Origin of the sequence: Streptomyces sp. NBC_00459 (assembly GCF_036013955.1) — a bacterium.
GTDB lineage: Bacteria > Actinomycetota > Actinomycetes > Streptomycetales > Streptomycetaceae > Streptomyces.
In genome coordinates, this window is record NZ_CP107903.1 from 8,671,441 (window position 1) to 8,694,802 (window position 23,362).

The following is a 23,362-nucleotide window of genomic DNA, read 5'->3' on the forward strand; positions in this document are numbered from 1 at the left end:
CGCGTACCGGGTGTCGCCCGGGGCGCTCTCGGCCAGGCTCTGGGGGACGCTTCGACGAAGCGCGGGGCCCGGTCCGGTGGCCTCCGGCGGGTCTGTTCGCCGGTGCACCCGACAGGGCGAGGCTGGGCCGACCGGTCGCTTCCGGTCCGCCTCGAACGTGTACGAAGCGACGCGCGCGTGGGCTCAGTCGAGTAGTTCGGAGAGTGCCTCGAAGCTGCGCTCGGCGGCCCCGAACGAACCGGGCGGGTTGGGCAGTGTGGTCGGCGCGTTGTCCTGCTCCCAGACACCGACGTGCGTGCCGAGCGGGCCGATGGCGTGGATGAACCGCTGCCAGGGCAGGTCACCGGCGCCGAACTCGACGATGTCGTAGCCGTTGGCGTTCTCCGGGTTGGAGGCGCCGTCTTTCATGTGGAACAGCGGGTAGCGCCCGGGGTTCTTGCGGACGTATGCGGCCGGATCGAAGCCCGGGAAGCGGTGCTGGCCGACGTAGGCCCAGTAGACGTCCATCTCGAAGTAGACGTTGCACGGGGCGGTGTTCCGCAGGAACACGTCGTACAGGCGGACGTCGGGCCGGTCGGTGGCGAAGGCGAACTCGCCCGCGTGGTTGTGCTGGTAGAGCTTCAGACGTCGGGCCCTCGCCGCCGCACCCCAGGCGTTGAACTCGTCGGCGGCGGCCTTGTAGGCGTCGACGGTGTTCGTGGCCGATGGCGCGTTGGCGGTACCGATATGCGGCATGCCCAGGATCTGGGCATTGTCCAGTTCCTGCTGGAGGGTGGTGCGGAGGGCGTTGATGCCGACGTGACTGCCCACGGCCTTGAGACCGTTGTCGTCGAGCAGTCGGCGGATCTCTGGAACGGTGATCTGCCGACCCAGGATGGCGGTGGACTGGGTGTAACCCGCGAACTCGACCTCGGTGAAGCCGATACGGGACAGTTCCTCGAAGACGACGGCGAAGCCGAGGTCCCTGACCTTGTCCCGGATGCTGAACAGTTGGATGGAGATCCTGTCCCGGGGGATGGAGAGGGCGTTGGGCTTTGCCCCGCAGGGCTGCGAGGCCATGGCGGGCGCGGCGCCCACCAACAAGGCCGCGCCGACGCCCACGGTGGTCCCGGCGGTGGCTCTGAGGAAGGCTCTTCGGTCGAAATCCCTGCGCGACTTGCTCACGGTCACTCCTCGGGTGTGCACGGACGGAGCGGTACGGGACACAGGTGGGGGTGAGTCGGCTCGGACCCGGCCGCAGGGCAAGTCCGGTGGGAGGGAGACATATTCGCGTCATATCGGCGAAACATCTCAGCCGAGGCGAGACGCTAGGAGCCCGGAGTCGAGCTGTCCAGAGGTTGAGCCGAAAACGGGCGTAACTTTTTTTCAAATCACTAAAAGTTTTAGCGATGTCGATAAATGCTCCGCCCTACTCGCACGTAACGGACTGACAGCACGTGGCCGCGGGGCGACGTTCATCACCGCCTGCCAGCACGCGAACATTCTCGGCACCAGTGACCCGTCGCACCTCTGCGGCTCCCTTTCCAGGTACTTCGCGCCGACGTGGTCGGCGGTGGCGACCAGGGAGGAGATGGAGCGTTCCATGTCGGTCGCGTAGGCGAGCAGGCCGGGCAGGTCTCCGTCCCTCTCTCCGTAGTAGGCATGACAGGAGACGAAGTCGACCAGGTCGTAGGTCTCCGCCAGGACGGTGGCCTCCCAGGAGCCGAAGGTGGGCATCGAGGAGCTGGAGCTGCCGCAGACGACCAGTTCCAGATCGGGATCGATCATGCGCATGGCCCGGGTGGTCTCGGCTGCGAGGCGGCCGTACTCGTGGGCGGTCTTGTGGCCGATCTGCCAGGGGCCGTCCATCCCGTTGCCCAGGCACTACATGGCGTGCGGGGCCTTGGGCCCGTTGGCCGGGCGCAGGCCGGGCAACAGGGTGCCGGACTCCACGTTGCAGTACTCCAGCAGGTCCAGCGCCTCGGCGACGCCGCGGGTGCCGAGGTTGACCGGCATCATCGGCTCGACCTCGGCCTTGGCGGCCCAGCGCATGAACTCGTCGACGCCGACCTCGTTGGTCTCGGTGGTGTGCAAGGCCAGGTCGAGCCTGCGGGGGTCGCTGGGCGACCGGACCGATGCCGCCTTCCCAGCGGTAGCCGGAGACGAAGTTCCCGCCGGGGTACCGCACCGTGCTGACCCCGTGTCAGTTCCAGCACGTCGCCGCGGGAGCCGTCCGCGCCGGCGCTGGGGTGGCCGGGTTCGTAGATCCCGGTGTAAACGCAGGCGCCGAGGTGTTCGACGAAGGTGCCGAAGGTACGCCGGCGTACCGGGGTGATACGGAACGCCGGATCGATGGTGAACTGTGCCTGGTACATGGGTCTCCTGGAAAGCTGGTCAGGAGGGGCCAGCTGGGCTCGGGCAGCGCCGCAGACGACTTGGCCGTCCCGCAGTTCCAGTTCGACCACCTCGATCTCGCCGCGACGGTCGCCGGGGCCGGGGCCGGGGTGGGGTGGGTGGGTGAAGTAGAAGAGGAAGGCGGGGCCGCCGCAGACCACGACGTCGGCGTGCAGACCGCGCTGTTCCTGCAGGATCTGGCCCGGTTGGCGGACCCAGGTCAGCGTGTCCTCGGAGTGGTGGACGGCCTGGCCGTCCCAGACGTCGACGACCATCCGCTGGCACCCGCGCCAGCGGAACACGTTGGGGCCCCTCGGCGTTCCGGCGGCCGACTGACATCCGTACGGCGCTGAAGCGACCACCTGCACACGGTTCCGCCCGCCGGTGGTTGGCCGGACTCGGACGACAGGGCAGGCCCTGTGCGTTGGTCGACGAGTTGCCCTGGCACAACACGGTCCGAAGACGTGCGTCCCCGAGACGGTGTTGGCCACGCTCTTGCCGGAGGAGCCGGCCACGCTCGTACACCTGTGCCAGTTCCAGGCCAGGTGCATCGTGGGACGTCGAAGAAGTGCCTGGATTTGCGGTTCGGGCGGACCTCAGCCTGATGTGCCGGTCCTGTTGGCCGCGGTGGGGACATCCGGTTGCGCGGATTCCAAGGGTTGCCCCTCCTGTTTGGTGAGCGAATACCGTTCCCGCACCCTCGACAGGGCCGGGCTCCAAGCGGTGTGCCGATATGCCCGTGATCGCGGCCGACCGGGCAGGGGCGGGGCGGGCAACGTCGTCGACGGCCGCACCTCGCCACCCGCCCGACCAGCAGGACGCCGCCGAACTGCGGCAGTTGGGCAGGCAAATCTCAAGGGCGGCCGTGCCCGGCGTTGCCTCGCGGCCACCCCGAAACACAGGAGTGGTGGGGCTCTCCACATCACTCGCCGGTTGCCGACCTCCTCACATGGCGACGATCTGCCACTGCGCCTCGGCGCCCCGGCTGTAGGTCCGCTGGTCGACGTTGGCTCCGTCGGCGGTGGAAGCGCCACTGACGTGGAGGGACAGGCCACTGAACCGGTTGGTGAGGAAGTGGTAACCGTCGCTGGTGGGGGTCACGGCCCAGTGCTGCTGGTAGACGTCGGCGTCCTGCCAGATCGCGACGTTCCCGCCTTCCGCGCGGGACAGTCCGGCCACTTCCACCAGCTTGCCGCTGTTGACGCCGCGGATCTTGTAGTAGCCGTCGCCGGTTGGGATGAAGGTGAACTTCTGCGTGGCGTTGTCGAGCCACGGCCACTGCTGCACGTTGGTGCCGTTGGCGGTGCCCCAGTTGTAGACGTCGAGGACCTTGCCGCTGTGCCGGGCGGCCAGCCGGTAGACGGTGCCCGCGGCCGGGAAACCGGAGGACACCAGGGCCGGCTTGACGGACCGTCCGCCGATCCGCACACCCCCGATGTTGGCGTAGTCGCCGGTGGCGGCGTTGACCTGGATTCGCACGTAGCCGACGTTGCGGTTGGGCCACTCCGCCACCTTGGTCTTGCGGTTGCCGTCCCAGGTACCGGCGGCGACCTGAGCGAAGGTGACCCCGTCGGTGCTGGTGGAGATGGTGTACGAGGTGATGTCGCCGTCGGTCGTGTTGGTGCGGCTCCACTGCTTGGGCAGGTACTCCAGGGTGGAGACATTGCTCCACACCCCGCCGAGGTCGATCGTGATCGACTGCGGCAGTGTCAGGCCCCAGGTCGACCAGCAGGTCTCGTAGCGGGCGTCGCTGAGCCCGTCGATCGCGTTGAGCGGCCCCTCACCCGTGTGGAAGCCGGTCGCATGGGCGTTGACCGGGGTCACGGGGTGCTCTGCGCGCAGCAACTGGGTGGGCAGCGGGGCCCGGGAGGTGTTCGGGCTCCATGCTGCGCCGACTTCGGCGAGCCGGTTGACGATGTTGGTGTCCAGTACACCGTTGCGGTTGGGTGGGCAGTTGAGAATGAACGAGGTGTACTTCGGTTCCAGGTCGGCCAGATGCGACAGGATCGCGTCCTTGCTCATGAGGCCCTCGGTGGGGGTGGACGGGTGCCAGAACCATCCGTTGCTGATCGTCTGCCCCTGCATGCCGGCGTAGGTGTTGCCCGCCGGCGCCGTGATCCCCAGCGGCTCCTCGAAGAAGATCGCGTCACCGCAGAACGGTTCCAGCAACCCGCAGATGTCCAGCATGACGCAGTCCGGCTGGAGCGACTTCACCAGTTCACGGATCTTCTGGTAGGACACCGCCTGCTGGCCCATCTGCCACGCATAGCCATCAGTCATGAACATGTCAATAGTCCCGTAGTTGGTGAGCAGCTCCGTGATCTGATTCAGGATGTAGGTGGTGTCCTTGGGCTCGATCGAATCGTTGATTTCGAGCCCGGTCACCTTGTGCCGGGTCTCCCACGCCTCGACGCTGAAGGTCCGGTCCCAGATGGAGTAGTAGAGACCCACCTTCAAGCCCTTCGCCCGGAACGCGGTGACGTACGCGTCCACGATGTCGTGCCGGTAGGAGCTGCTCCCGACGTTCTGTGCGCCATGGGCGCTCGGCCACAGCGCGAAGCCGTCATGGTGCTTGGTCGTCAGGATGCCGTAACTCATCTTCGCGGCCGCCGCAGCCGCCGCCCACTGCTCGCAGTCGACTGTCGTGGGGGCGAAGAGCGAGGGGTTCTGGTTCGGGGCGGCCCACTCTTCGTTGGTGAACGTGCCCAGATTGAAGTGGTTGAACATGCCGAAGCGCAGGTCGACGAGCTTGGCCAGATTGGTCTGCGTGTCCGCGGCCGCAGCGTGCGGCAGAAGACCGGAGAAGCCGGGGAGCACGGGCAGCGCGGTGGCGGCTGCCGCGACTCCAGCGGCGCCGAGGAACGTACGACGCGTCAATCGTCCCGAAGACATGGGCCCACTCCAAAGTCTGGTGGCGATACGGAGGCGGTTCCGGGTGGCGCTGTGGAAATGATGTCCGGCGGAACCGGTGAGATCGGATGTTAAGGGCGAGTTTCGAGAGTGGTCAAGAACTCTGACGAGCAGCAAGTTCCCTCGTCTACCCAGATCTGCGAACGATTTTCGCGACCGATCAGCCACTGGACAGTGGCGTCGACCGGGCCAACAGATAGGATGTTTCACTCGGTGCTGTCAGAGTCTGGCACCGGGGGACGGCGCCGCCCTCGGCGGTTCGCAGCGCGTCCGGGACCGGTGCCGGTTCCGGCAGGATCTTTTGAAGCCAGGTAACGCTGACCAGCACTCGATGAGCGCGTCCCGCGACGCACGAAGTGCCGGAAGTCGACATTGCCGTATGCCTACCGGCAAAGAATCGCTGATCTCGACACGGACAGCGGATTCCATGGCCACGGCTCGCTGTGCATCGATGGAGCCGCGCAGAACCTGGCGATGTACAGCCAGTTCGATGGCCAGACGCTTGAGCTGAGGCTTCGGATCGGATGTCCAGCGCATCCGCACCGCATGCCCGCAACCCCACGTCTCGGGTGGGGACCCCACTCTTCTACGACATGGACGACCACGTCATGGAAACCCTCCACGCGGATGCCCTGGCTGCCTGGCCGAGGGCAGCCACCCGGCCGAACTCCTCAACGTCATACGGACGATCGCCGTCGGCGACGCTCCGCAGCCGCCGGGGCCCATCGCCAGCCCGAGCGCCCGCGTACCGCGCACCCGGGCTCCGCCGAACCCGGTCCCCCTCCTCCCTGTGCGCAAATTGCGACCGCGAACGTCAGGCCCTGACGTCCGTCGCCCGAGGCGTCAACCACACCGGTTCCACAGAGGCGTTGCTCCTGAGGCCGTTCGTCACAAAGACCCCGGCTCAGGAGCATCGCGGGCCGCTCGGCACTCGACAGGGCTCAACTTGCCATCGCCTCCTGCTGAGTTTGAACTCGGGTTGTCGTTGGTGTGAGTGATAGTCCGCTTCCGGCGAGGCATCCCTCGATGAGGGGCTCACGGCTCGCTTCCGACTCCAGGACCGACACGATCCGCTGGTGGTCCGGGGTCTGTGCGGGTTTCGCTGGACATACTCCCGTCCGGCCCCATCCGGCGTGGCCGTTCAGCCCCGTCTTGACCTGACGGCCGAGCCGCCCGGAACTCCCAGCCGTGGCCGCCGTCGGTGATGGCCCGACGCAGCGCCAGGACCTCCGGTTCGGTGCGGACATCGGTCGGCTCGGCGTGCGCTGCGTCGGTCAACGGGGTTACCTGAAAGCCATGACGCGACTCTGATCGGACTCGGCCACGCCCAGTGAGGCGGATCATCGCTTCGCGGGCCACACCGGCGCCGACTCCGCCGCGCATGCCCGGGGTGGAGAACCTCGGTCGCCGCACCGCGCGCGGTCCGCCGCTGAAGGTCCGCGCGCACCAAGTCGTGCACACCGCGGAACGGGCCCGCTTGGTCGAGTCGACCAGCATGGGGGGCAGGGTACCCGCCAATCGAAAGGATAGGTAACTTTCGAATCTGAGTTGCATCGACGAATATTCTGTGTTTCATTGGTCGGGTGCTGTTCCGGTGACCGAAGGCCGGAGCCCCATCACGCCACCAGCGCTAGGAGCCTCCCGTTGGCCACGAGTCCGTACGACCGCCTCCAGCGGGTACCGTCCTTCGAGCTGACCAGCACAGATGTCAAGGACAGCCAGCCACTGCCGGTGGTCCACCACTGAGCCAGGACCGGCCTCCCGGGCGCCGCCGACGCCGCGCCGTCGGGCTTCTGGCACTGGGTGCTGGGCGTTGGCCGACGTCCTGGCCGGTGTCACCGAACTCCCCACCGGCGGGGGAGCCTCTGGCGGGCAGTCGCTGTCCAAGGGAGCGTTCCACGTCCCCAATGACGCCCGGCTCGCCCTTCTACGCCGCCGCCCGGCACCGGTACTTCGACGTACACGCCCTGGGCGTGCCGTCTCTGACGGACCTCGGCATCAGTGAGGGCTCCACCTCGGCCGCACTCAACTTCTCCTTCCTCGGCCACACCCTGGCCCGCGCGGTCGTCACCCCCTGGGGCGGCGACGCGTAAGACCAACCACCAACCACCCCCGCACGAAGGACACTCCATGAAGCATTCGACCAACTACCGCGGACGTTTGACAGGCCTCATCGCCGCCGCACTGGCCACCGCAGCCGTGAGCGTCACTCTCCTGAGCCAGGGCGCGTCCGCGACCCCGGGTCACACCGACCCGCACTTCCCGGCGGCGACGCCGAAGGTTTCCCGCGCGGTGGCCGACACCCCGTACGCCAAGCTGCCGAAGGTCCCCTCCTTCAGCCTGAAGAGCACCGACGTGGCCACCGGCAAGCAACTCGGCACGGCGCAGACCTCGGGGAACACATCCCCGCAGCTGTCCTGGAAGGGCTTCCCCAAGGGCACCAAGAGCTTCGTGGTGAGCATGTACGACCAGGACGCGGGCACCGGCTCGGGCTTCTGGCACTGGGCCGCCTACAACCTGCCGGCCTCCACCACCACGCTGAAGAGCGGCGCGGGCGCCCCGGGCGGCGCCGGGCTGCCGGCCGGAACTGTCCAGGCCCCGAACGACGCGAGCGTGGCTGGCTACGTCGGCGCGGCCCCGCCCGCCGGACAGACCCACCGGTACTTCATCACCGTCTACGCCCTGGACACCGCAACGGTCCAGCTCCCGCCCACCGCGAGCCCGGCGCTGGTGGGAGCCTCCATCGGCAGCCACATCCTCGCCCGCGGCACCCTGGTCCCCCTCGCCAAGGGCTGACACCGGCTGATCTTCTCTCCACACCCTTGGCCCCTGCCGCCGGACGACCACGGCGGCAGGGGCCAAGGCCGTACCGGCAAGGCGCCTCGTTCACTCCACCGGCAGGATGGGCACAGCGCACCACTCACGAGGAGACCCGCATGACCACCAGTCCGTACGACCGCGGCCCGCAGGTCCCGTCCTTCACCGTGACCAGCACAGATGTGGCGGACGGCGAAGGGCTTCCCGCCGCCCAGTTCACCGCGAACTTCGGCATGGGCGGCACCGACACCTCCCCCCAGCTGTCCTGGAGCGGCGCACCCGTCGGGACGATGAGCTATGCCGTCACCGTCTACGACCCCGACGTTCCGCCCCCGTGCGGCTTTTGGCACTGGGCTGTCGCGGACATCCCAGCCGCCACGACCTCCCTGCCCGTCGGCGCGGGCGACGACACCGGATCCGGTCTTCCCGCCGGGGCCTTCCAGCTCCCCAACGACGCACGCCTGGCCCGCTACATCGGCGCGGCCCCGCCTGCCGGCTCCGGCCGCCACCGCTACTACGTCGTCGTGCACGCCGTGGACACCGCGTCCCTCACCACCGTGGGCATCGGCAAGGACACGACGCCGGCCATGCTCAGCCTCGTCCTCCTCAACCACACCCTCGGCCGCGCCGTCCTCACCCCCTGGGCCGAGCGTTGAGCCTGCAGACCCCGCCCCCGAGCGCATGGCACCGCTTCCGGGACTCCCCGTACCTGCCGGCCAGCGTCCTGGTGCTCATCGTCTCCGCGGCCGCGGCTCTGTTCGCCGGTGCATACAGCTACAGTTCCGCCAACCCGGTGCCACACCGGGTCCCCATCGCCGTCGTCGGCTCCTCCGCCCAGGACACCGCCTTCGTCCAGGAACTGGACCGGCGGATGGGTACGACGCTGGACGCCCGCTCGTACGACACCACAGCCGCGGCCCGGCACGCGATCGACGAACAACACGCCTTCGCCGTCCTGGACGCCGGGCGGGGCTCCGCCACCCTGGATGTCGCCTCGGCCTCGGGCGTGTCCATCGCCCGCCTGTTCGACGAGGCGGCGCCCACGGCCGCAGAATCCCTCGGTCACCCGGTCACCGTCACTGACCTCAAGCCGATGCAGGACAGCGACCCCCAGGGCCTGGCCCTCTTCTACACCAGCCTGGCCGCCGTCATCATCGGCTTCCTCGGCTCGGTCCAACTCGGCATCCATGCGAGAGGGCTGAAGCCGGCCGAGCGGCTCGCCTTCACCGCCGCGTACTGCCTGCTCGGCGGGCTCCTCATCCACCTGGCCGTGGATCCGTTGCTCGGCTCGCTGGACATGCCGTTCCCGGGAAGCTGGCTGGTCCTGGCCCTCACCATGTTCACCGGCGCGATGGTGTTCACCGCCTTCAGCAGCCTGCTCGGCCGCTGGGCGATGCTCCCCACCTGGGGACTGCTGCTCCTGCTCGGCAACCCCAACTCCGGCGGCACCGTGGCCTGGCCGCTGCTACCGCCGTTCCTCGCCTTCATCGGCCGCTGGCTGCCACCCGGCGCGTCGGTCAGCGCACAGCGAGACACCATCTACTTCCCCGGCCATCAGCACGCGGAGCCCATCCTGGTACTCGCTGCCTGGTCAATCGCCGGGCTGCTCACCTACGTACTCCGCGAACGCCGCCCTGTATGAATTCCGAGCCGGTCCGCGCGGCGAACGGTTCGCTGCCATTGCACGGACCCGGCACGCGCGTCGCCTCGCGGGGCCTGCCCGACACGGTCAGGTCCCGTGGCGCGTAACGCCGCTTCCCGTTTTGATCACGCGATGGGCGAGGTTCGTGCCGAAGCGGTTGATCAGCAGACCGTGGATGGGGACATCCCAGATGACCAGGTCGGCCTGCTTACCTGGTCAAGGCTTCCGACGCGGTCGGCCCGGTTCAGCGACGGTGGCGGCGTTGATGGTGGCCATGTGCCAGATCTCGGAATAGGTGAGGCGGTACAGACGGGCGGCGAGATGCATCACGGCTTGCATCAACGTCAACGCCCTCGCGGAGAACATCTGGATGCTCATCCAAACCGAATGCATCCGCGGCCGCACCTGCACCACCCGCGCCGAGGCCAACCTCGTGCTCTTCGAGTACATCGACGGCTTCTATAACAGCCGTCGTATCCAGAAGCGGCTCGGCTACCTCAGTCCCGTCGAGTTCGAGGAGAAGCACTACGCCGACCGGGCAACGGCCGAACGAACGAACGAACGAACCTGAAACCCCGTCAACCTGCCCTAACCAGCTGATCAGCACCTCCCGCACAGCGGGGTACCTCACTTCTGGTCCCACGTCCGGCCCTACGGTGACGTGACCCTCGACATGGACACCCGCCTCAACCTCGCTGCGGCGGCCGTTCCGGGCCCCGGGCCGCGGACAACGAGGCCGCCCGATCCGCCGTGGAACGCATGAACCTGCTCCACTACAGGCACGGGGCCGGACTGGCCGACATCTCGCCCGGCGTGATCCTGACACGTGGCTGCCCAGGCCCGCGCCTGGGCAACGGTCCTGGTCTCGCCCGCCTGGTGGCGGCTTCCCGGCGAAGACCGTGACGCCCCCCGCTCCGGTGTCGAACCGCCTACTGAACCAACCGGCAGGTCCGCCGCAGCGGCCTGTGCCTGTCCTGCTGGATGCGCGAAAGCAAGCCCGACATCCTGGCCTGCGACGGTGGCGGAATGCGCCCCGTCGAGGGTCGGCGGGACGAGGCCGTGCACGTCGCCGCGATCCGCTTCGACGGCCGGCGCTTCGGTGTGCCCAACGCACGGTGAGTGACCTTCCCGGAGGCCCGTGCCGGGTTGGACAGCCTGCCGGTCCCGGAACCAGGCGAGCCTCTAACGGTCCGCAATCGGGTGGTCGGCGGCTTGCGCGGCCCACGAGGCGAGGATGCGCAGACGGTCGTGGCTGGGTGTGCCGGGCTCGGCGGTCAGGGTGATGAGCTGCTGGTCGGGATCGTCGGTGGAGGTCAGGAAGGACCAGCCGAGGGTGAGCGGGCCGACAACCGGATGGTTCAGCGTTTTCGTGCCCGATCCCTGGGTGGCGACGCGGTGGGCGCCCCACCAGCGCCGGAAGTCGGGGTCCTGAAGCGACAGCTCGCCGACCAGTTCGGCCAGCCGCGGATCTTTCGGATCGCGGGCGGCTTCCATGCGCAGCTGCGCCAGGGTCATCTGCGCTACCCACTCCCAGTCCGGGTACAGCGCTCTGATGGCCGGTTCGCAGAAGACCAGCCGCACGAAGTTGCGCTTCTTCTGCGGTATCCGCGCGAAGTCGGTGAACAGGGCGGCCGCCATGGCATTCCAGGCGAGGATGTCCGTGCGGCGGCCCAGGACAACGGCCGGCGTGGTGGAGAGGTCATCCAGCAGGCGCTGCAGCTGCGGCTGGACCTTCTGCGTGGTGCGCCGACGCGGCCGGGCGGCGTCTCGACCAGACAGTTCGAACATGTAGGCACGCTCACCGTCGTCGAGCCGGAGGACACGCGCGAGGCTGTCCAGGACCGGTTCGGAAGCCTGGCGGCGGCCCTGCTCCAGGCGCGTGTAGTAGTCGGGGCTGATCGACGCCAGCAAGGCCACCTCCTCGCGGCGCAGGCCCTTGACCCTGCGCCTGCCGGCCGAATCAGGCAGCCCCACTTCGGCCGGGCTCAGCTCTGTGCGCCGCGCCTTCAGGAAGGCGCCCAGTTCGCTGTGGTGGGCGTTGCTGCTGCTCATAGGCGCAAGTCTTACAGCCCGCCGGGCCTGTGACAGTGGGCCTGCCGTGTCCCAGGACCGCGATGTCCGGGGACAGAAGGAGCCCCTTACCCGCCCATGTACCACGTGCGAGTGTCGGTGACGTGGCCGACGGACAGACCGCCCCGAGGACGAAGGCGCCGACGGAGGTCCTGCCGGAGAAATCCGCGCGGTCGCGGTCACAGCACTTCTTCACCTGCACCAGGAGACACAGACCGTGAAGACCAGCGTCACCTTCCCCAGCAACGATCTCGCCCTCGCCGGGATTCTCTTCACCCCCGACGACTACGTCGACGGCCGGCTGTCGGCCGCTGTCATCTCCCATCCGGGAGGCAGCGTGAAGGAACAGAGCCCGAGCATCTACGCCGAGCGCATGGCCCGGGCCGGATTCGCCGCGCTCGTCTTCGACGCCGCGTACCAGGGCGAGAGCGAGGGCGAGCCGCGCGGCATGGAGAACCCCTTCCAGCGCGCCGAGGACATCAAGTCCGCCGTGACCTACCTGACCACCCGTAACGACATCGACCCGGACCGCATCGGCGCCCTGGGGATCTGCGCGTCCGGCGGTTACGTCCCCTACGCCGCGCAGACCGACCACCGCATCAAGGCCGTCGCCACGGTCAGCGCCGTGGACCTCGGGTCAGTGTTCCGTGAGGGACTGGGCCGCACGCAGGACCCGGCGATCCTTCAGGCCATGCTCGACCAGGCCGGTGCGGCGCGCACCGCGGAAGCACGCGGCGCAGACCCGCAGCTGGCGGCATGGATTCCCGACAACGCTGAGGAGCTGCTGGAGACCGAAACCAGGCAGTTCCGGGAGACGTTCGAGTTCTACTGCACCCCGCGTGGCTACCACCCCCGAGCGGTCCAGGGATGGGTACTGCGTAGCGTCGACCAGCTCGCCCAGTACGACTCGTACGCGATGATCGAGCTGATCTCGCCCCGCCCCCTGCTGATGATCACCGGCTCCAGGGCGGAGAGCGCCTACTTCAGCCGGGAAGCGATCGAGCAGGCGGCCGAGCCCAAGGAGTTGTTCGTCATCGACGGCGCCACCCACATAGACCTGTACGACAAGGACGAATACGTCACCCCCGCCGTCGCCAAGCTCACCGAGTTCTTCGGCAAGTGCCTGGCCGAGTGACTACCCACCACTTCGGACCCACGGGCAGCAGATGCAGCCATAGGCCTACATCCTCGCTCTGCCGACGCCCCACTCCGGCCATCCTGTCGGCAAGCGATCGAATGACGACAGGCGGCCGACGCGTCCAATGAACCCGTGCAATCCGGGAGTTCGCGGCGGCTCGAATCCAATCAGATCCGATGGCGATTGCTGACAGGATTTGACGACACGTAGGGTCCGATCTTCCGTACGGAAGGGGCCCTCGGTGGCGAACCTGGTCTACAAGCGGGTCTCGACCGACCAGCAGTCGACCGCCCGGCAGAACCTCGTCCTGGACGAGGCCGGGATCGAGGACCCGGTCGTCTTCGAGGGGACCCGGGCACCTCCAACCGCCTCCAACCGCCTCCACCCGCTTGAGCGCCCGAAGTTCGGCGAGCTGCTCACCCGCGCGCGGCCGGGCGACACCGTACACATCTCCGAGATGTTCCGCCTGGTGCGGGGCACACAGCACGTTCTCGACGTGCTCGACGTTCTGCACCGCGACCGTCTCGCGCTGTGTATCCATGACGGCGCGTTCTCCGCGATGGACCTCACCGCCCGCCACCCGCGCACCGGAGAGTTGCTGTCCACCGTGAGGTTCATGGTGCAGACCCTCGCCGCCGCCGGCGAACTCCAGCGAGACCTCCAGCGCGAGCTGACCTACGACGGGCTGTGGGCCGCTGAGGCCAAGGGTAACGAGGGCGGGGGCTGATGGGGCTCGTTGAATTTGATTCCCCACCCCCTACTCGGGTGTTGGACAGACCTGCTCACTTCGATTCCCCACCCACGAGCTGCTGACCTGCGGTCGGGCGCCACAGCGGAGGGGCCGGCCGATAGCCAGCCAGGTCCAGGGGCGGGTCGAGCTGTCCAGGGTGGGCGTAGCCCAGCGCGTAGCGCCGCCGAAGGCGCCCTTGACCGGTCGGCGCGACCTGCACACTCCACGAGCGGGCGGCCCCGGCTCTCGTTGCTGACAGCAACTGTCTGGGGAACGAAGAGCAGCTCTGGGGAATTTCATGAAGCCGCATCAGCGGCTGACCGTCGGCGTCCCCCAGTGTCAGGCGGTGACCGAGGTTGTGGTGGACGTATTCGTTGTCCGCCTGATCGGACCGGAAGACGTCGACGTAGTAGCCGGTGGTGGGCGAGGTCCTGATGATGGGCGACCTGGCGGCGCTTCTCGTTCGCCGAGACGTCGGTGAACTGCGCGTTCGCCGAGATCGGCAGTGTCTACTACCGGCCCATTGGGTGCCAGGCTACAAGGAGCCGCCCACCGTCCCAGGCGAGCAGCAGCGCGGGGACGGCCTGGTCGACGGCGGTGCGCGAGGTCGTAGTGCGCGGATGTGGACACGGATGCGCGGACGGCCCACAGGTCGTAGCCGGTCATGAACGACCGCTCCCCGGTGCCGTGGCTGATCGGGTATGCCGCTCCCGCTGTGTCGGTGGCCCAGGACCTGGGGCGCGTCACGTGCGGCTGGTGGCCGCGACGAGCCCCACGATGTCGTCCTCGTAGGTCAGGTAGCGGCCGGTGAGCGCGTCGGCATCGCCCCGGATCAACGGCAGCAGATTGGCGATCGCCTCGGCGACCGGGGTGTACCGGCCGGTCGCACGCTGTGTGTCGAGCCAGGAAGCAACGCGGCGCTGCCACGGGTTGTCGCTGTCCCGTGGTGCGTCTGCGACCGCTCCGAGGCCGACGTCCACGATCCCCGGGTGGTAGCTGAACGCGGTGATCCCGTGCGGCAGAAGTTCGATGGCCATGTTCTCGGTCAGCTTGTTCACCGCTGCCTTGGACACCGAGTACGCGCTGACGTACGGCCAGCGGGTGTGCCCGGCATTGCTGGAGATCGTGACGACCCGCCCCTGGCCGCGCTCGATCATGCCGGGCAGTACCGCCCGGCAGGCTGCCAGCGCGCCACCGAGGTTGACCTCCATCGCGTGCCACCACTCGGCCGGGTCGCTCTCCCAGGCCGGTCCGGCCGGTCCGGGTACACCGGCGTTGTTGACCAGCACGTCGATTCCGCCGAGCCGCGCGGTGGCCAGCTCGACGGCCTTGGCCAGTTCGGCGTCGTCGGTGACGTCGGCGGCGGCCATGACGACCTCGGCGCCTCGGTCGAGACCGGTGGCGGCCCGGGGGAGCGAGTCGGCGTCACGCGTGGTCAGCACCAGGTGCCCGCCCGCCGTGTGCACGGCCTCGGCGATGGCCCGGCCGAGCCCTCCGGCCGCCCCGGTCACCAGGACCCGCAGCCCGGCCAGGTCCGTCGTGTCTTGAGACATCACAACCTCCACCACGGTCAAATGAGTTTCCAGGGCTCCGCTGCGACTACGCCGGCCAGGCGCTGGGGACGGGGGCGAGTTCCGCACCCCCTGGTTCTCCGGAACATTCGGCTCGATCGAGCTGGTCCGCTTCCTCACCGCGCCGGTCGCCGGTGCCGGGGCGGCGGCCATGACTCCGGTCTCGCCGCCGGGCCCCGCGGCCACGCGCTGCGGCTGCTCGCCGCCCCTTGTCCTCGGCGACCACGACCTGCCCCGGCCGGAGATCGGCCAGGCCGTGCTGCGTGGAGTTCCCGGCAGCGATGTACCCGGCTGCACCCTGGACAAAGCGCGGGCCTTTCCCGGCTCAGATGCGGCGGCGGAGCCCATGGCCCCGGCCCGGCCCAGGGTCATGGGCACGGCCCCCACCGAGTGGGCGTTCCCCGTGGGATGCGGCCGACCGTCTGTCGGTTCAGCACGGCGGCCGAGTCGTTGGAGCAGGCGTCGCGCGGTCCGATCGGTCGGCACGGGGCCCAGCCGCGGGCGGCCTTCGCCTCCGCCGAGAGCCCCATGACCCGTCGGGCACCGTGCGGTACCTGTATCGCCAGGCTCCGCGACCTGGCCGTACGCCCGCATCAGTCGCTCGCTTCCGCCGGGGCGGCCAGCGCCCGGTGGAGTTGGTCGGCCAGGGCCTGCGGCGCGGGGTGGTCGAGTACGAGCGTGGCGGGCAGCCGCAGGCCGGTCAGGACGCTCAGCCGGTTGCGCAGTTCCACTGCGGTCAGCGAGTCCAGTCCAGAGTCGTGCAGGCTCCGGTCCGGGGGCAGGGCCTCGGCGTCCTGATGACCGAGCAACTCGGCGGCGAGCGCACGCACCTCGGCCAGCAGCCGTTCGGCCCGCTCGGCCGGAGCCAGGTCGCGCAGTTGGACAGCGGGTGCGGAGGCGGCCGGTCCGGCGGGTACGAGACCGCGCAGCAACGCGGGCGCCCCGCGGGTGCGCAGCTTGGCCACGTCGAACCTGGCGAGGGTGAGTGCCGGGTCATCCTGCCGCAGCGCCTCGTCGAACAGGGCCAGCGCGTACACGGTGGGCATGGGCAGGGTGGCGTCCGGGAGGGTGCCGTCCCGGTCGCGGGCGCGCAGTGTCCGCGACATGTCGGAGGTCTCCTCCCACCCGCTCCATGCCTGGGACTGCGCCGGTAGGCCGTCGGCCCTGCGGCGCTCGGCGAACGCGTCCAGGAACGCGTTCGCGGCCGCGTAGTTCCCCTGTCCCGGACTGCCCAGCACCCCGGCCACCGAGGAGAACAGCACGAAGGCGGCCAGTTCGGTGTCCTTGGTCAGCTCGTGCAGGTTCAGCACGCCGTCGACCTTGGGGCGCATCACCTGCTCCACCTGTGCGGCGGTCAGCCCGGTCATCACCCCGTCCGCGATCACCCCGGCCGCGTGTACAACCGCGACCAGCGGATACCTGGCGGGCACAAGGTCGAGGGCGGAGGCGAGGGCATCCCGGTCTGCGACGTCGCAGGCGGCTACGGCGACCTCGGCACCCAGCCCCGTCAGTTCCGTGATGAGCGGGCCGGCGTTCCGCGCCCCGCTGCGACTGGTGAGCAGGAGGCTGCGGACCCCGTACTCGGTCACCAGGTGCCGCGCCAGCAGCGACCCGAGCGTGCCGGTGCCACCGGTGATCAGCACGGTTCCGTCGCCGAGGTCCGGTCGGGCGTTCCGCGCCGGCGTGGCACGCGCCAGTTCCGGCGTCCGGAGCCGTCCCGCGCTGATCCGCACGTGCGGCCGTCCGGCAGCCACCGCGTCGGCCAGCCGTGCCGAGGACCGTGGGTCGTCGTCCGTCTCGACCAGCAGGAACCGTCCAGGGTGCTCGGACTGCGCCGACCGCACCAGGCCGCGCGCCGCGGCGTGGGCCAGGTAGTCGCCACGGGTCAGCACGACGAGTGGGACGTCGGCCGGGCGGTCGGCCGCCAGCCAGTGCTGGACGTGGGACAGCGTGTCCAGCGTCGCTCCCCTGGCGTCGTCGTGCACCGGGGTGCAGACGACCGCCTCGGCGTCGGCGAGGTCGACCAGCTCGGCCAGGTCGGCGGTCACCCCGAAGCGGTCGGTTCCCAGCAGCGCCCACTTCGGTGAGGGTGCTGCCATCGGGCCGGTGAATTCGGCCCACCGCGTTCGGTACACCGAATCCGCCGGCAGTGCGCCCGCCAGCTCGCGCACCGCCACGGTGCGTGTTCCGAGCGTTGCCCGGAAGAGGGGTTCGCCCTCGCCGGTGGTGACGGTCACGGTGAACTCGTCCCGGCCGCTGGGGGTCAGGTGGACGTATGCGTGGGCGGAGTGCCCGTCGCCGGCCCACACGTCGTGCCATACGAACGGCAGCACGACATGGCCGTCCCGGGGCGGTTCGGTCAGGGCGAGGGCGTGCAGGGCGGCATCACCGAGCACGGGATGCAGTCCGGGGCCGGCGGCGAGCCTGCCCGGTGCCTCCTCGGGCAGCCGCAGCTCGGCGAAGAGTTCCCCGTCTCGCCGCCACAGCCTGCGTACGGCCCTGAACGCGGGACCGTACTCGTAGCCGCGCTCGGCCAACGACGCGTAGTCGACGTCGAGTTCCTCGGCGTCGGCCGGGGGCAGTTCCCCGGTGAACGGCTCGTCGCGGGTGTCGTGGAGCATGCCCTGCGCATGGCGTCGCCACTGGCTGCCGGGCTGTTCCGGCCTGCTGAACACCTCGACCGTACGCTGTGCCGGGTCCACCACGACCTGAAGCTCCGCCGTGCCCTGCTGGGACAGGACCAAGGGCGCCTCGATGACCAGCTCACCGAGTCCGGCGCCTCCCCCACGCTCGGCTCCGCTCGCGCGGGGGGACCCTCCTGCGCCGTGCGCGGCGCGCAGCGCGAGGTCCAGCAGCGCGGTGCCGGGCAGGACGCAGGTTCCGTTCACCGCGTGGTCGGCCAGCCACGGCTGCTCGACCGGTGAGATACGGCCGACGGCCACGAACTCGCCGCTGCGGGCGGATTCGACCGGCGTGCCGAGCAGCGGGTGGCCCGTGCTCGCCTTGGCCGAGGAGGCTGTCGTGAGCCAGTACCGCCGTCGCTGGAACGGTGTGGTCGGCAGGGGTACCGGCCGCCCGGCGCCGGTGGTGAGGCGTACGCCGTCCATCCCTCGCGTGTACAGCCGCGCGGCGGACATCAGGAACCGTGCGGGGCCGCCGTCGTCGCGGCGCAGGGTTCCGGTGACGACCCCCGTGGTGCCGCTCTCCTCCAGCGTCTGTTCGATCACGGAGGCCAGCACCGGGTGCGCGCTGGACTCGACGAAGACCCGGAATCCGTGGTGGGCGAGATGCTCGACGGCCGGCTGGAACCGCACGGGCCGGCGAAGATTGCGGTACCAGTACGCGCCGGTCAGCGTGGCGTCGCCGACCCAGTCCAGGTCCACGGTGGAGTACATCGGCACCGTGGGCGCGGTGCTGCGGACCTCCCCCAGCCGGGCCACCAGCCTCTCCTCCAGCGCCTCCATCAGCGGGCTGTGCGAGGCGTAGCCGATGCGGACGCGGCGGGCGTGGAGGCCGTCGAGGGCGCACTCGGTGAGCAACCCCTTGATCGCCAGGTCGTCACCGGCGACCGCGGTGGAGGACGGACCGTTCAGCCCGGCGATCCAGAGCCGGTCCGGCCAGCGCTCCAGCAACCAGTCCAGTTGGGCGCGCGACGCGGTCACCGACGCCATGCCGGTGCCGCCGCCGAGTTCGGCGATGACCTGGCCGCGTATCGCGACGACCCGGGCGGCCTCGTCCAGGGTCAGCGCGCCCGCGACGTACGCGGCGGCCACCTCACCCACGGAGTGGCCGAGCACGGCGTCCGGTTCGACGCCGTGGGAGCGCCACAGGGCGGCGAGCGACACCGTCACCGCGAACAGCACGGGCTGGACGACATCCACCCGTTTCAGCCGGTCGGCGTCACCGGCCAGTACTTCGGTGAGCGACCAGTCCACGTGGGGTTTGAGCGCCCGCTCGCAGGCGTGGATGGACTCGGCGAACACGGCCTCGCCCATCAGCCCGGCGGCCATGCCCACCCACTGAGTGCCATGCCCCGGGAAGACGAACACCACCTTTCCGTCCACATCGGCCACCCCGGAGACGACGTTCCGCGCCGGTTCGCCTGCGGCGACGGCCCGCATCCCGGCGAGCAGTTCCTCGCGGTCGCCGCCGACCACGACCGCGCGGTGGGGGAAGCGGCCACGGGAGACCGTGAGCGCGTGCGCGAGGTCCACCGGTGCGACGTCCCCGGCGTTGGGGAACAGTCGGGCCGCCCAGTCGCGTAGCCGCTCGGGGGTCTTGCCGGACAGCGTCCATGCGACGGCGGGCGGCTCGGCGGCGGGCGCCGGTGCGGGTTCTTCCGGTGGTGCCTCCAGGATCAGGTGCGCGTTGGTGCCGCTGATCCCGAAGGAAGAGACGGCCGCACGCGGGGGACGGTCGCGCTCGGGCCACGGCATGCTCTCGGTGAGCAGCCGGACGTCTCCCGACGCCCAGTCGACGTGCGGTGACGGCTCGTCCACGTGCAGGGTCTTCGGCAGGGTGCGGTGCCGCAGGGCCTCCACCATCTTGATCACGCCACCGACCCCGGCCGCCGCCTGGGTGTGCCCGATGTTGGACTTGAGCGAGCCCAGCCAGAGCGGGGCGCCGCGGTCCTGCCCGTAGGTGGCCAGCAGCGCGCCGGCCTCGATGGGGTCGCCGAGCCGGGTGCCGGTGCCGTGTGCCTCGACCGCGTCGACGTCGGACGTAGTCAGACCGGCGTCCCGCAGGGCGAGCCGGATCACCTCCTGCTGTGCCGTCCCGCTCGGCGCCGTCAGGCCGTTAGACGCGCCGTCCTGGTTCACGGCGGAACCCCGGATCACGGCCAGCACCGGGTGCCCGGCGCGGCGGGCGCTGGACAGCCGCTCCAGTACGACCACGCCGGCGCCCTCGGCCCAGCCGGTGCCGTCCGCCGCCGCCGCGAACGCCTTGCACCGCCCGTTCGCGGCCAGTGCACCCTGCGTGCTGAACTCCACGAACCTCTGCGGCGTCGCCATGACGGTCGCGCCACCGGCCAGCGCGAGGTCGCACTCGCCCCGACGGATCGACCGCACCGCGAGGTCGATGGCCACCAGTGACGAGGAGCACCCGGTGTCGACGGTGAGCGCGGGACCGCGCAGCCCCAGCACATAGGCGACCCGCCCGGAAGCGACGCTGCCGGCCGAGGCCGTGCCGACGTAGCCCGCCACCTCGCGGGGCACCCGGTCCGGGTCGGTGACGTAGTCCTGGTCCAGCAGCCCCGTGTACACCCCGACGCGCTGTTCGCGCAGGGAGGTCGGGTCGATGCCGGCGCGCTCCAGTGCTTCCCAGGAGGTCTCGAGGAGCAGCCGGTGCTGCGGGTCCATCGCCAGCGCCTCACGCGGCGAGATCTGGAAGAACTCGGGGTCGAAGTCGGCGGCCTCGCGGACGAACCCGCCCCACCGGGTGTGGGAGGTGCCCCTGCGGTCGGGGTCCGGGTCGGACAACCGGTCGAGGTCCCAGCCCCGGTCGTCGGGAAACTCGGAGGCGGCATCGACCCCGTCGGCCACCAGTCGCCACAGCTCGTCGGGGGACGTGACCCCGCCGGGGTAGCGGCAGCCGATCCCCACGAGCACCACGGGGTCGTCGTCGGGGCCGGGCGCTGCGGCGGGCGCCACTGCGGTCGTGTCCTGTGACCTGGGTTTACCTGTGAGCTCGCCTCGCAGATACCCGGCGATCGCCCGCGCCGAGGGATGGTCGAAGGCGAGCGTCGTGGGCAGCCGCAGTCCCGTGGCGGCGGCGATCCGGTCCCGCAGCCGGACCGCGCCCAACGAAGTCAGCCCGAACTCGCGCAGCGCCCGGTCCGGTTCGATCCCGCCGGTGTCCCCGAGCACCTCGGCGACCTCGCCCAAGACGAGGTCGAGGAGCCTCCTTCCCAGGTCTGCGCCGGTGAGCCCGGACAGGTCCGCCCTGCTGGGCAGTTGCTCCGACGCGGTGGCCCGCGCCGTCCGTACGGCTGCGACCAGCGTGCTGCCCGGCCGGCTCAGCGCGATGTCCACGGCGTCGCGGATCCGGTGGTCGGTCAGCCCGTCGGCCAGCACCAGCGTGGTGGGAGCGGCCCCATCGACGGCGATCGTCACGGTGGAGCCGGTCACAGTGGCGGTGACGCCATGGTCCGTGTCGTCAGGCTCCACGCTCCGGGCCTCGTGACCGGCCACGAGGTGGTGGGCGATCAGGTCCGCGAGGTCCCCGGTGTCTCCGGCAAGGGCCACGTCACGGCCGGCGAGGGGACTGGCGGCGGACAGTTCGCCGCCCGGGAGCGGGGCCGGCTCGCCGTCGGCTCCTGTGAGATGCAGGCCGTCGGGTGGGCCGGCGACAGCGAGCAACCGGCCGGGCAGTTCGGCCAGCGGTTCGCGCGCGACCTTGCCCGTGGCCGTCCTCGGCAGTGCGGCCACAGCCCGGATCTCCACCGGCACCTTGAAATAGGCGAGTTCCCGGCGGCACCGCGCGAACAGCTCCGCACAGTCGACGCCGTCGGGGCCGGGCACCACCACCGCCACCGGGACCTGGCCGAACTCTTCGTCCGCTCGTCCGGTGACAGCGGCGTCGCGCACCCCCGGCACCCGGGCGAGCACGGCCTCGATCTCACTGGGGTGCACGTTCTCCCCGCCCCGGATGATCACGTCGTTGCACCGGCCGGTGATCCACAGGTAGCCGGCGTCATTGCGGCGGGCGAGATCGCCGGTGCGGTACCAGCCGTCGCGGAGCACTTCGGCGGTGGCCTCCGGCTGGTTGTGGTAACCCAGCATCACGTTCGGGCCGTTGACCCAGATCTCGCCGACCTCGCCGGTCGGCACCTCGTCGCCGGTGTCCGGGTCGACCACGCGCAGGTCCAGTCCGGGCAGCGGCAGACCGCACGAACCGGGCACCCGCTCACCGCCCGGCCGCATGGTTGCGACCGGCCCGCTCATCTCGGAGCAGCCGTAGTTGTCGGTGAGCTCGATACCGAAGGCGTCCTCGAACCGTTCCGCGAACCCGGCCGAGGTGACCGCGCCCGCGACGAAGCACACGCGCAGCGCGGGCAGCGTGAGTTCTTCCGCTTCGGCGGCTTGGACCAGGTTGTGGTAGACCGTCGGCACGCCGGCCAGGAAGGTGTAGGGCCGGGAGCGCAGTTCATGGAGCACCTCGGCAGGGGAGAAGCCCGTGACCAGATGCGCCGTGGCGCCGACCGCGGTCACGGCCATCACGCACAGGTTGTAGCCGAAGGCGTGGAACAGCGGCAGCGGCCACAGCAGCACGTCCTCCGGGGACAGCCCGATGATCGGGGCGTAGCAGGTGGCGGCGTTCCACAGCACGGCGCGAAGCGCGACCAGCACGCCTTTGGGGCGACCCGTCGTTCCCGAGGTGTAGAGCAGGTAGGCCGGTTCGTCCAGGCCGAGGTCGTCGCGTGCCGGGACGGCCGGTTCGCGCGTGACCAGGTCCTCGTACGACACCTCGTCTGGGTGGTCGCCGACCACGACGAGAGGCCGTTGTCCGGGCGGCAGCACCGCGCGCACCTGTTCGACGTGCGCGGTGTCGGTGATCACCGCGCGGGCGTCGCAGTCGGTCAGCATGTGCCGCAGCTCCGCGTCGGAGGAGTGCGGGTTGAGCGGCACGCCGACGCAGCCGGCGCGGTTGACACCGAGGTAGCTCTCCACCATCTCCACGCGGTTGCCCATCAGGATCACCACCCGCGCGCCCCGGGGCAGGCCGAGTGCGACCAGGTGGCCGCCGAGCCGGGCCGTACGCCGCTCGAGTTCCGTATGGGTCACCACCCGCCGCTCGTCGGAGTACGCGACCTTGGACCCGCGCAACTCGGCATGGGTACGCAGCAGTTCGGGCAACGGGCGGATCAGATCGGCACGGTGGGGCGCGGACATGCCTGCCTCATCTCTCGATGCGGTCATGAGAGGGCTCCTCCGACTGACTCGGCCGCGGCGAGCCGCTCCGCGGTATCGACGCGCACACCGGTGCAGCCGGTCGACCCCGTCCTACGGCGGGGCGGACTGCCGCTAGGAGATGGTCTGGAACATTCGCGTGTCACCTCCCCGTGCCGGTGTGTGGCACGGCGGGCTTCCGGGCCGGTCCGTCGTGTCGTG

At 70.1% G+C, this 23,362-nt stretch carries 15 protein-coding genes and 1 pseudogene; 9 read left to right on the top strand and 7 right to left on the bottom strand.

Annotated elements, in window-relative coordinates:
• Positions 1–183: 183 nt before the first annotated feature.
• Positions 184–1,164, bottom strand: a complete 981-nt coding sequence (locus OHN74_RS38090; protein ID WP_327699106.1) for a sugar phosphate isomerase/epimerase family protein — start codon at positions 1,162–1,164, stop codon at positions 184–186.
• A 366-nt stretch (positions 1,165–1,530) separates the two neighbouring features.
• Positions 1,531–2,354: pseudogene (locus OHN74_RS38095) on the bottom strand (alpha-L-arabinofuranosidase); the annotation flags it as partial.
• A 60-nt stretch (positions 2,355–2,414) separates the two neighbouring features.
• On the opposite strand from OHN74_RS38095, the gene OHN74_RS38100 reads away from it, so the two are divergent.
• Positions 2,415–2,726, top strand: coding sequence for a hypothetical protein (locus OHN74_RS38100; RefSeq protein WP_327700479.1), 312 nt, complete (start codon positions 2,415–2,417; stop codon positions 2,724–2,726).
• A gap of 592 nt (positions 2,727–3,318) precedes the next feature.
• Here OHN74_RS38100 and OHN74_RS38105 read toward each other — a convergent pair.
• Positions 3,319–5,265: an alpha-L-fucosidase gene (locus OHN74_RS38105; protein WP_327699107.1), complete on the bottom strand. Its 1,947-nt coding sequence runs from the start codon at positions 5,263–5,265 to the stop codon at positions 3,319–3,321.
• Positions 5,266–7,190: 1,925 nt separating this feature from the next.
• Here OHN74_RS38105 and OHN74_RS38110 point away from each other — a divergent pair.
• The 4 genes from OHN74_RS38110 to OHN74_RS38125 all read left to right on the top strand — a co-directional run bounded on the left by OHN74_RS38110 (position 7,191) and on the right by OHN74_RS38125 (position 9,742).
• Positions 7,191–7,376 carry a hypothetical protein gene (locus OHN74_RS38110; RefSeq protein ID WP_327699108.1) on the top strand — a complete coding sequence of 62 codons (186 nt, stop codon included), beginning with the start codon at positions 7,191–7,193 and terminating at the stop codon, positions 7,374–7,376.
• Positions 7,377–7,413: 37 nt separating this feature from the next.
• Positions 7,414–8,079, top strand: a complete 666-nt coding sequence (locus OHN74_RS38115; protein WP_327699109.1) for a YbhB/YbcL family Raf kinase inhibitor-like protein — start codon at positions 7,414–7,416, stop codon at positions 8,077–8,079.
• Positions 8,080–8,219: 140 nt separating this feature from the next.
• Positions 8,220–8,756: a YbhB/YbcL family Raf kinase inhibitor-like protein gene (locus OHN74_RS38120; RefSeq protein WP_327699110.1), complete on the top strand. Its 537-nt coding sequence runs from the start codon at positions 8,220–8,222 to the stop codon at positions 8,754–8,756.
• Positions 8,753–9,742: an ABC transporter permease gene (locus tag OHN74_RS38125; RefSeq protein WP_327699111.1), complete on the top strand. Its 990-nt coding sequence runs from the start codon at positions 8,753–8,755 to the stop codon at positions 9,740–9,742. Before OHN74_RS38120 ends, OHN74_RS38125 begins: the two co-directional genes overlap by 4 nt.
• A gap of 216 nt (positions 9,743–9,958) precedes the next feature.
• Here OHN74_RS38125 and OHN74_RS38130 read toward each other — a convergent pair whose 3' ends face one another.
• Positions 9,959–10,120, bottom strand: coding sequence for a hypothetical protein (locus tag OHN74_RS38130; RefSeq protein WP_327699112.1), 162 nt, complete (start codon positions 10,118–10,120; stop codon positions 9,959–9,961).
• On the opposite strand from OHN74_RS38130, the gene OHN74_RS38135 reads away from it, so the two are divergent.
• Complete coding sequence (locus OHN74_RS38135; protein ID WP_443060509.1) at positions 10,113–10,313, top strand: IS3 family transposase; 201 nt, start codon at positions 10,113–10,115, stop codon at positions 10,311–10,313. The two genes, OHN74_RS38130 and OHN74_RS38135, sit on opposite strands and share 8 nt — an antisense overlap.
• A 410-nt stretch (positions 10,314–10,723) precedes the next feature.
• Positions 10,724–10,861, top strand: coding sequence for a hypothetical protein (locus tag OHN74_RS38140; RefSeq protein WP_327699113.1), 138 nt, complete (start codon positions 10,724–10,726; stop codon positions 10,859–10,861).
• Positions 10,862–10,924: 63 nt separating this feature from the next.
• Here the strand turns inward: OHN74_RS38140 and OHN74_RS38145 are convergent, their stop codons facing one another.
• Positions 10,925–11,794, bottom strand: coding sequence for a helix-turn-helix domain-containing protein (locus OHN74_RS38145; RefSeq protein ID WP_327699114.1), 870 nt, complete (start codon positions 11,792–11,794; stop codon positions 10,925–10,927).
• A 235-nt stretch (positions 11,795–12,029) separates the two neighbouring features.
• Here OHN74_RS38145 and OHN74_RS38150 point away from each other — a divergent pair, with 235 nt between their 5' ends.
• Both OHN74_RS38150 and OHN74_RS38155 read left to right on the top strand, forming a co-directional pair.
• Entirely contained in the window at positions 12,030–12,947 is a 918-nt protein-coding gene (locus OHN74_RS38150; protein ID WP_327699115.1) for an alpha/beta hydrolase, read from the top strand.
• 244 nt (positions 12,948–13,191) lie between these two features.
• On the top strand, positions 13,192–13,677 hold the full coding sequence (locus tag OHN74_RS38155; RefSeq protein WP_327699116.1) for a recombinase family protein: 486 nt from the start codon (positions 13,192–13,194) through the stop codon (positions 13,675–13,677).
• 746 nt (positions 13,678–14,423) lie between these two features.
• Here the strand turns inward: OHN74_RS38155 and OHN74_RS38160 are convergent.
• Complete coding sequence (locus OHN74_RS38160; RefSeq protein ID WP_327699117.1) at positions 14,424–15,233, bottom strand: SDR family oxidoreductase; 810 nt, start codon at positions 15,231–15,233, stop codon at positions 14,424–14,426.
• 611 nt (positions 15,234–15,844) lie between these two features.
• Positions 15,845–23,170: a type I polyketide synthase gene (locus OHN74_RS38165; protein ID WP_327699118.1), complete on the bottom strand. Its 7,326-nt coding sequence runs from the start codon at positions 23,168–23,170 to the stop codon at positions 15,845–15,847.
• Positions 23,171–23,362: the final 192 nt, after the last annotated feature.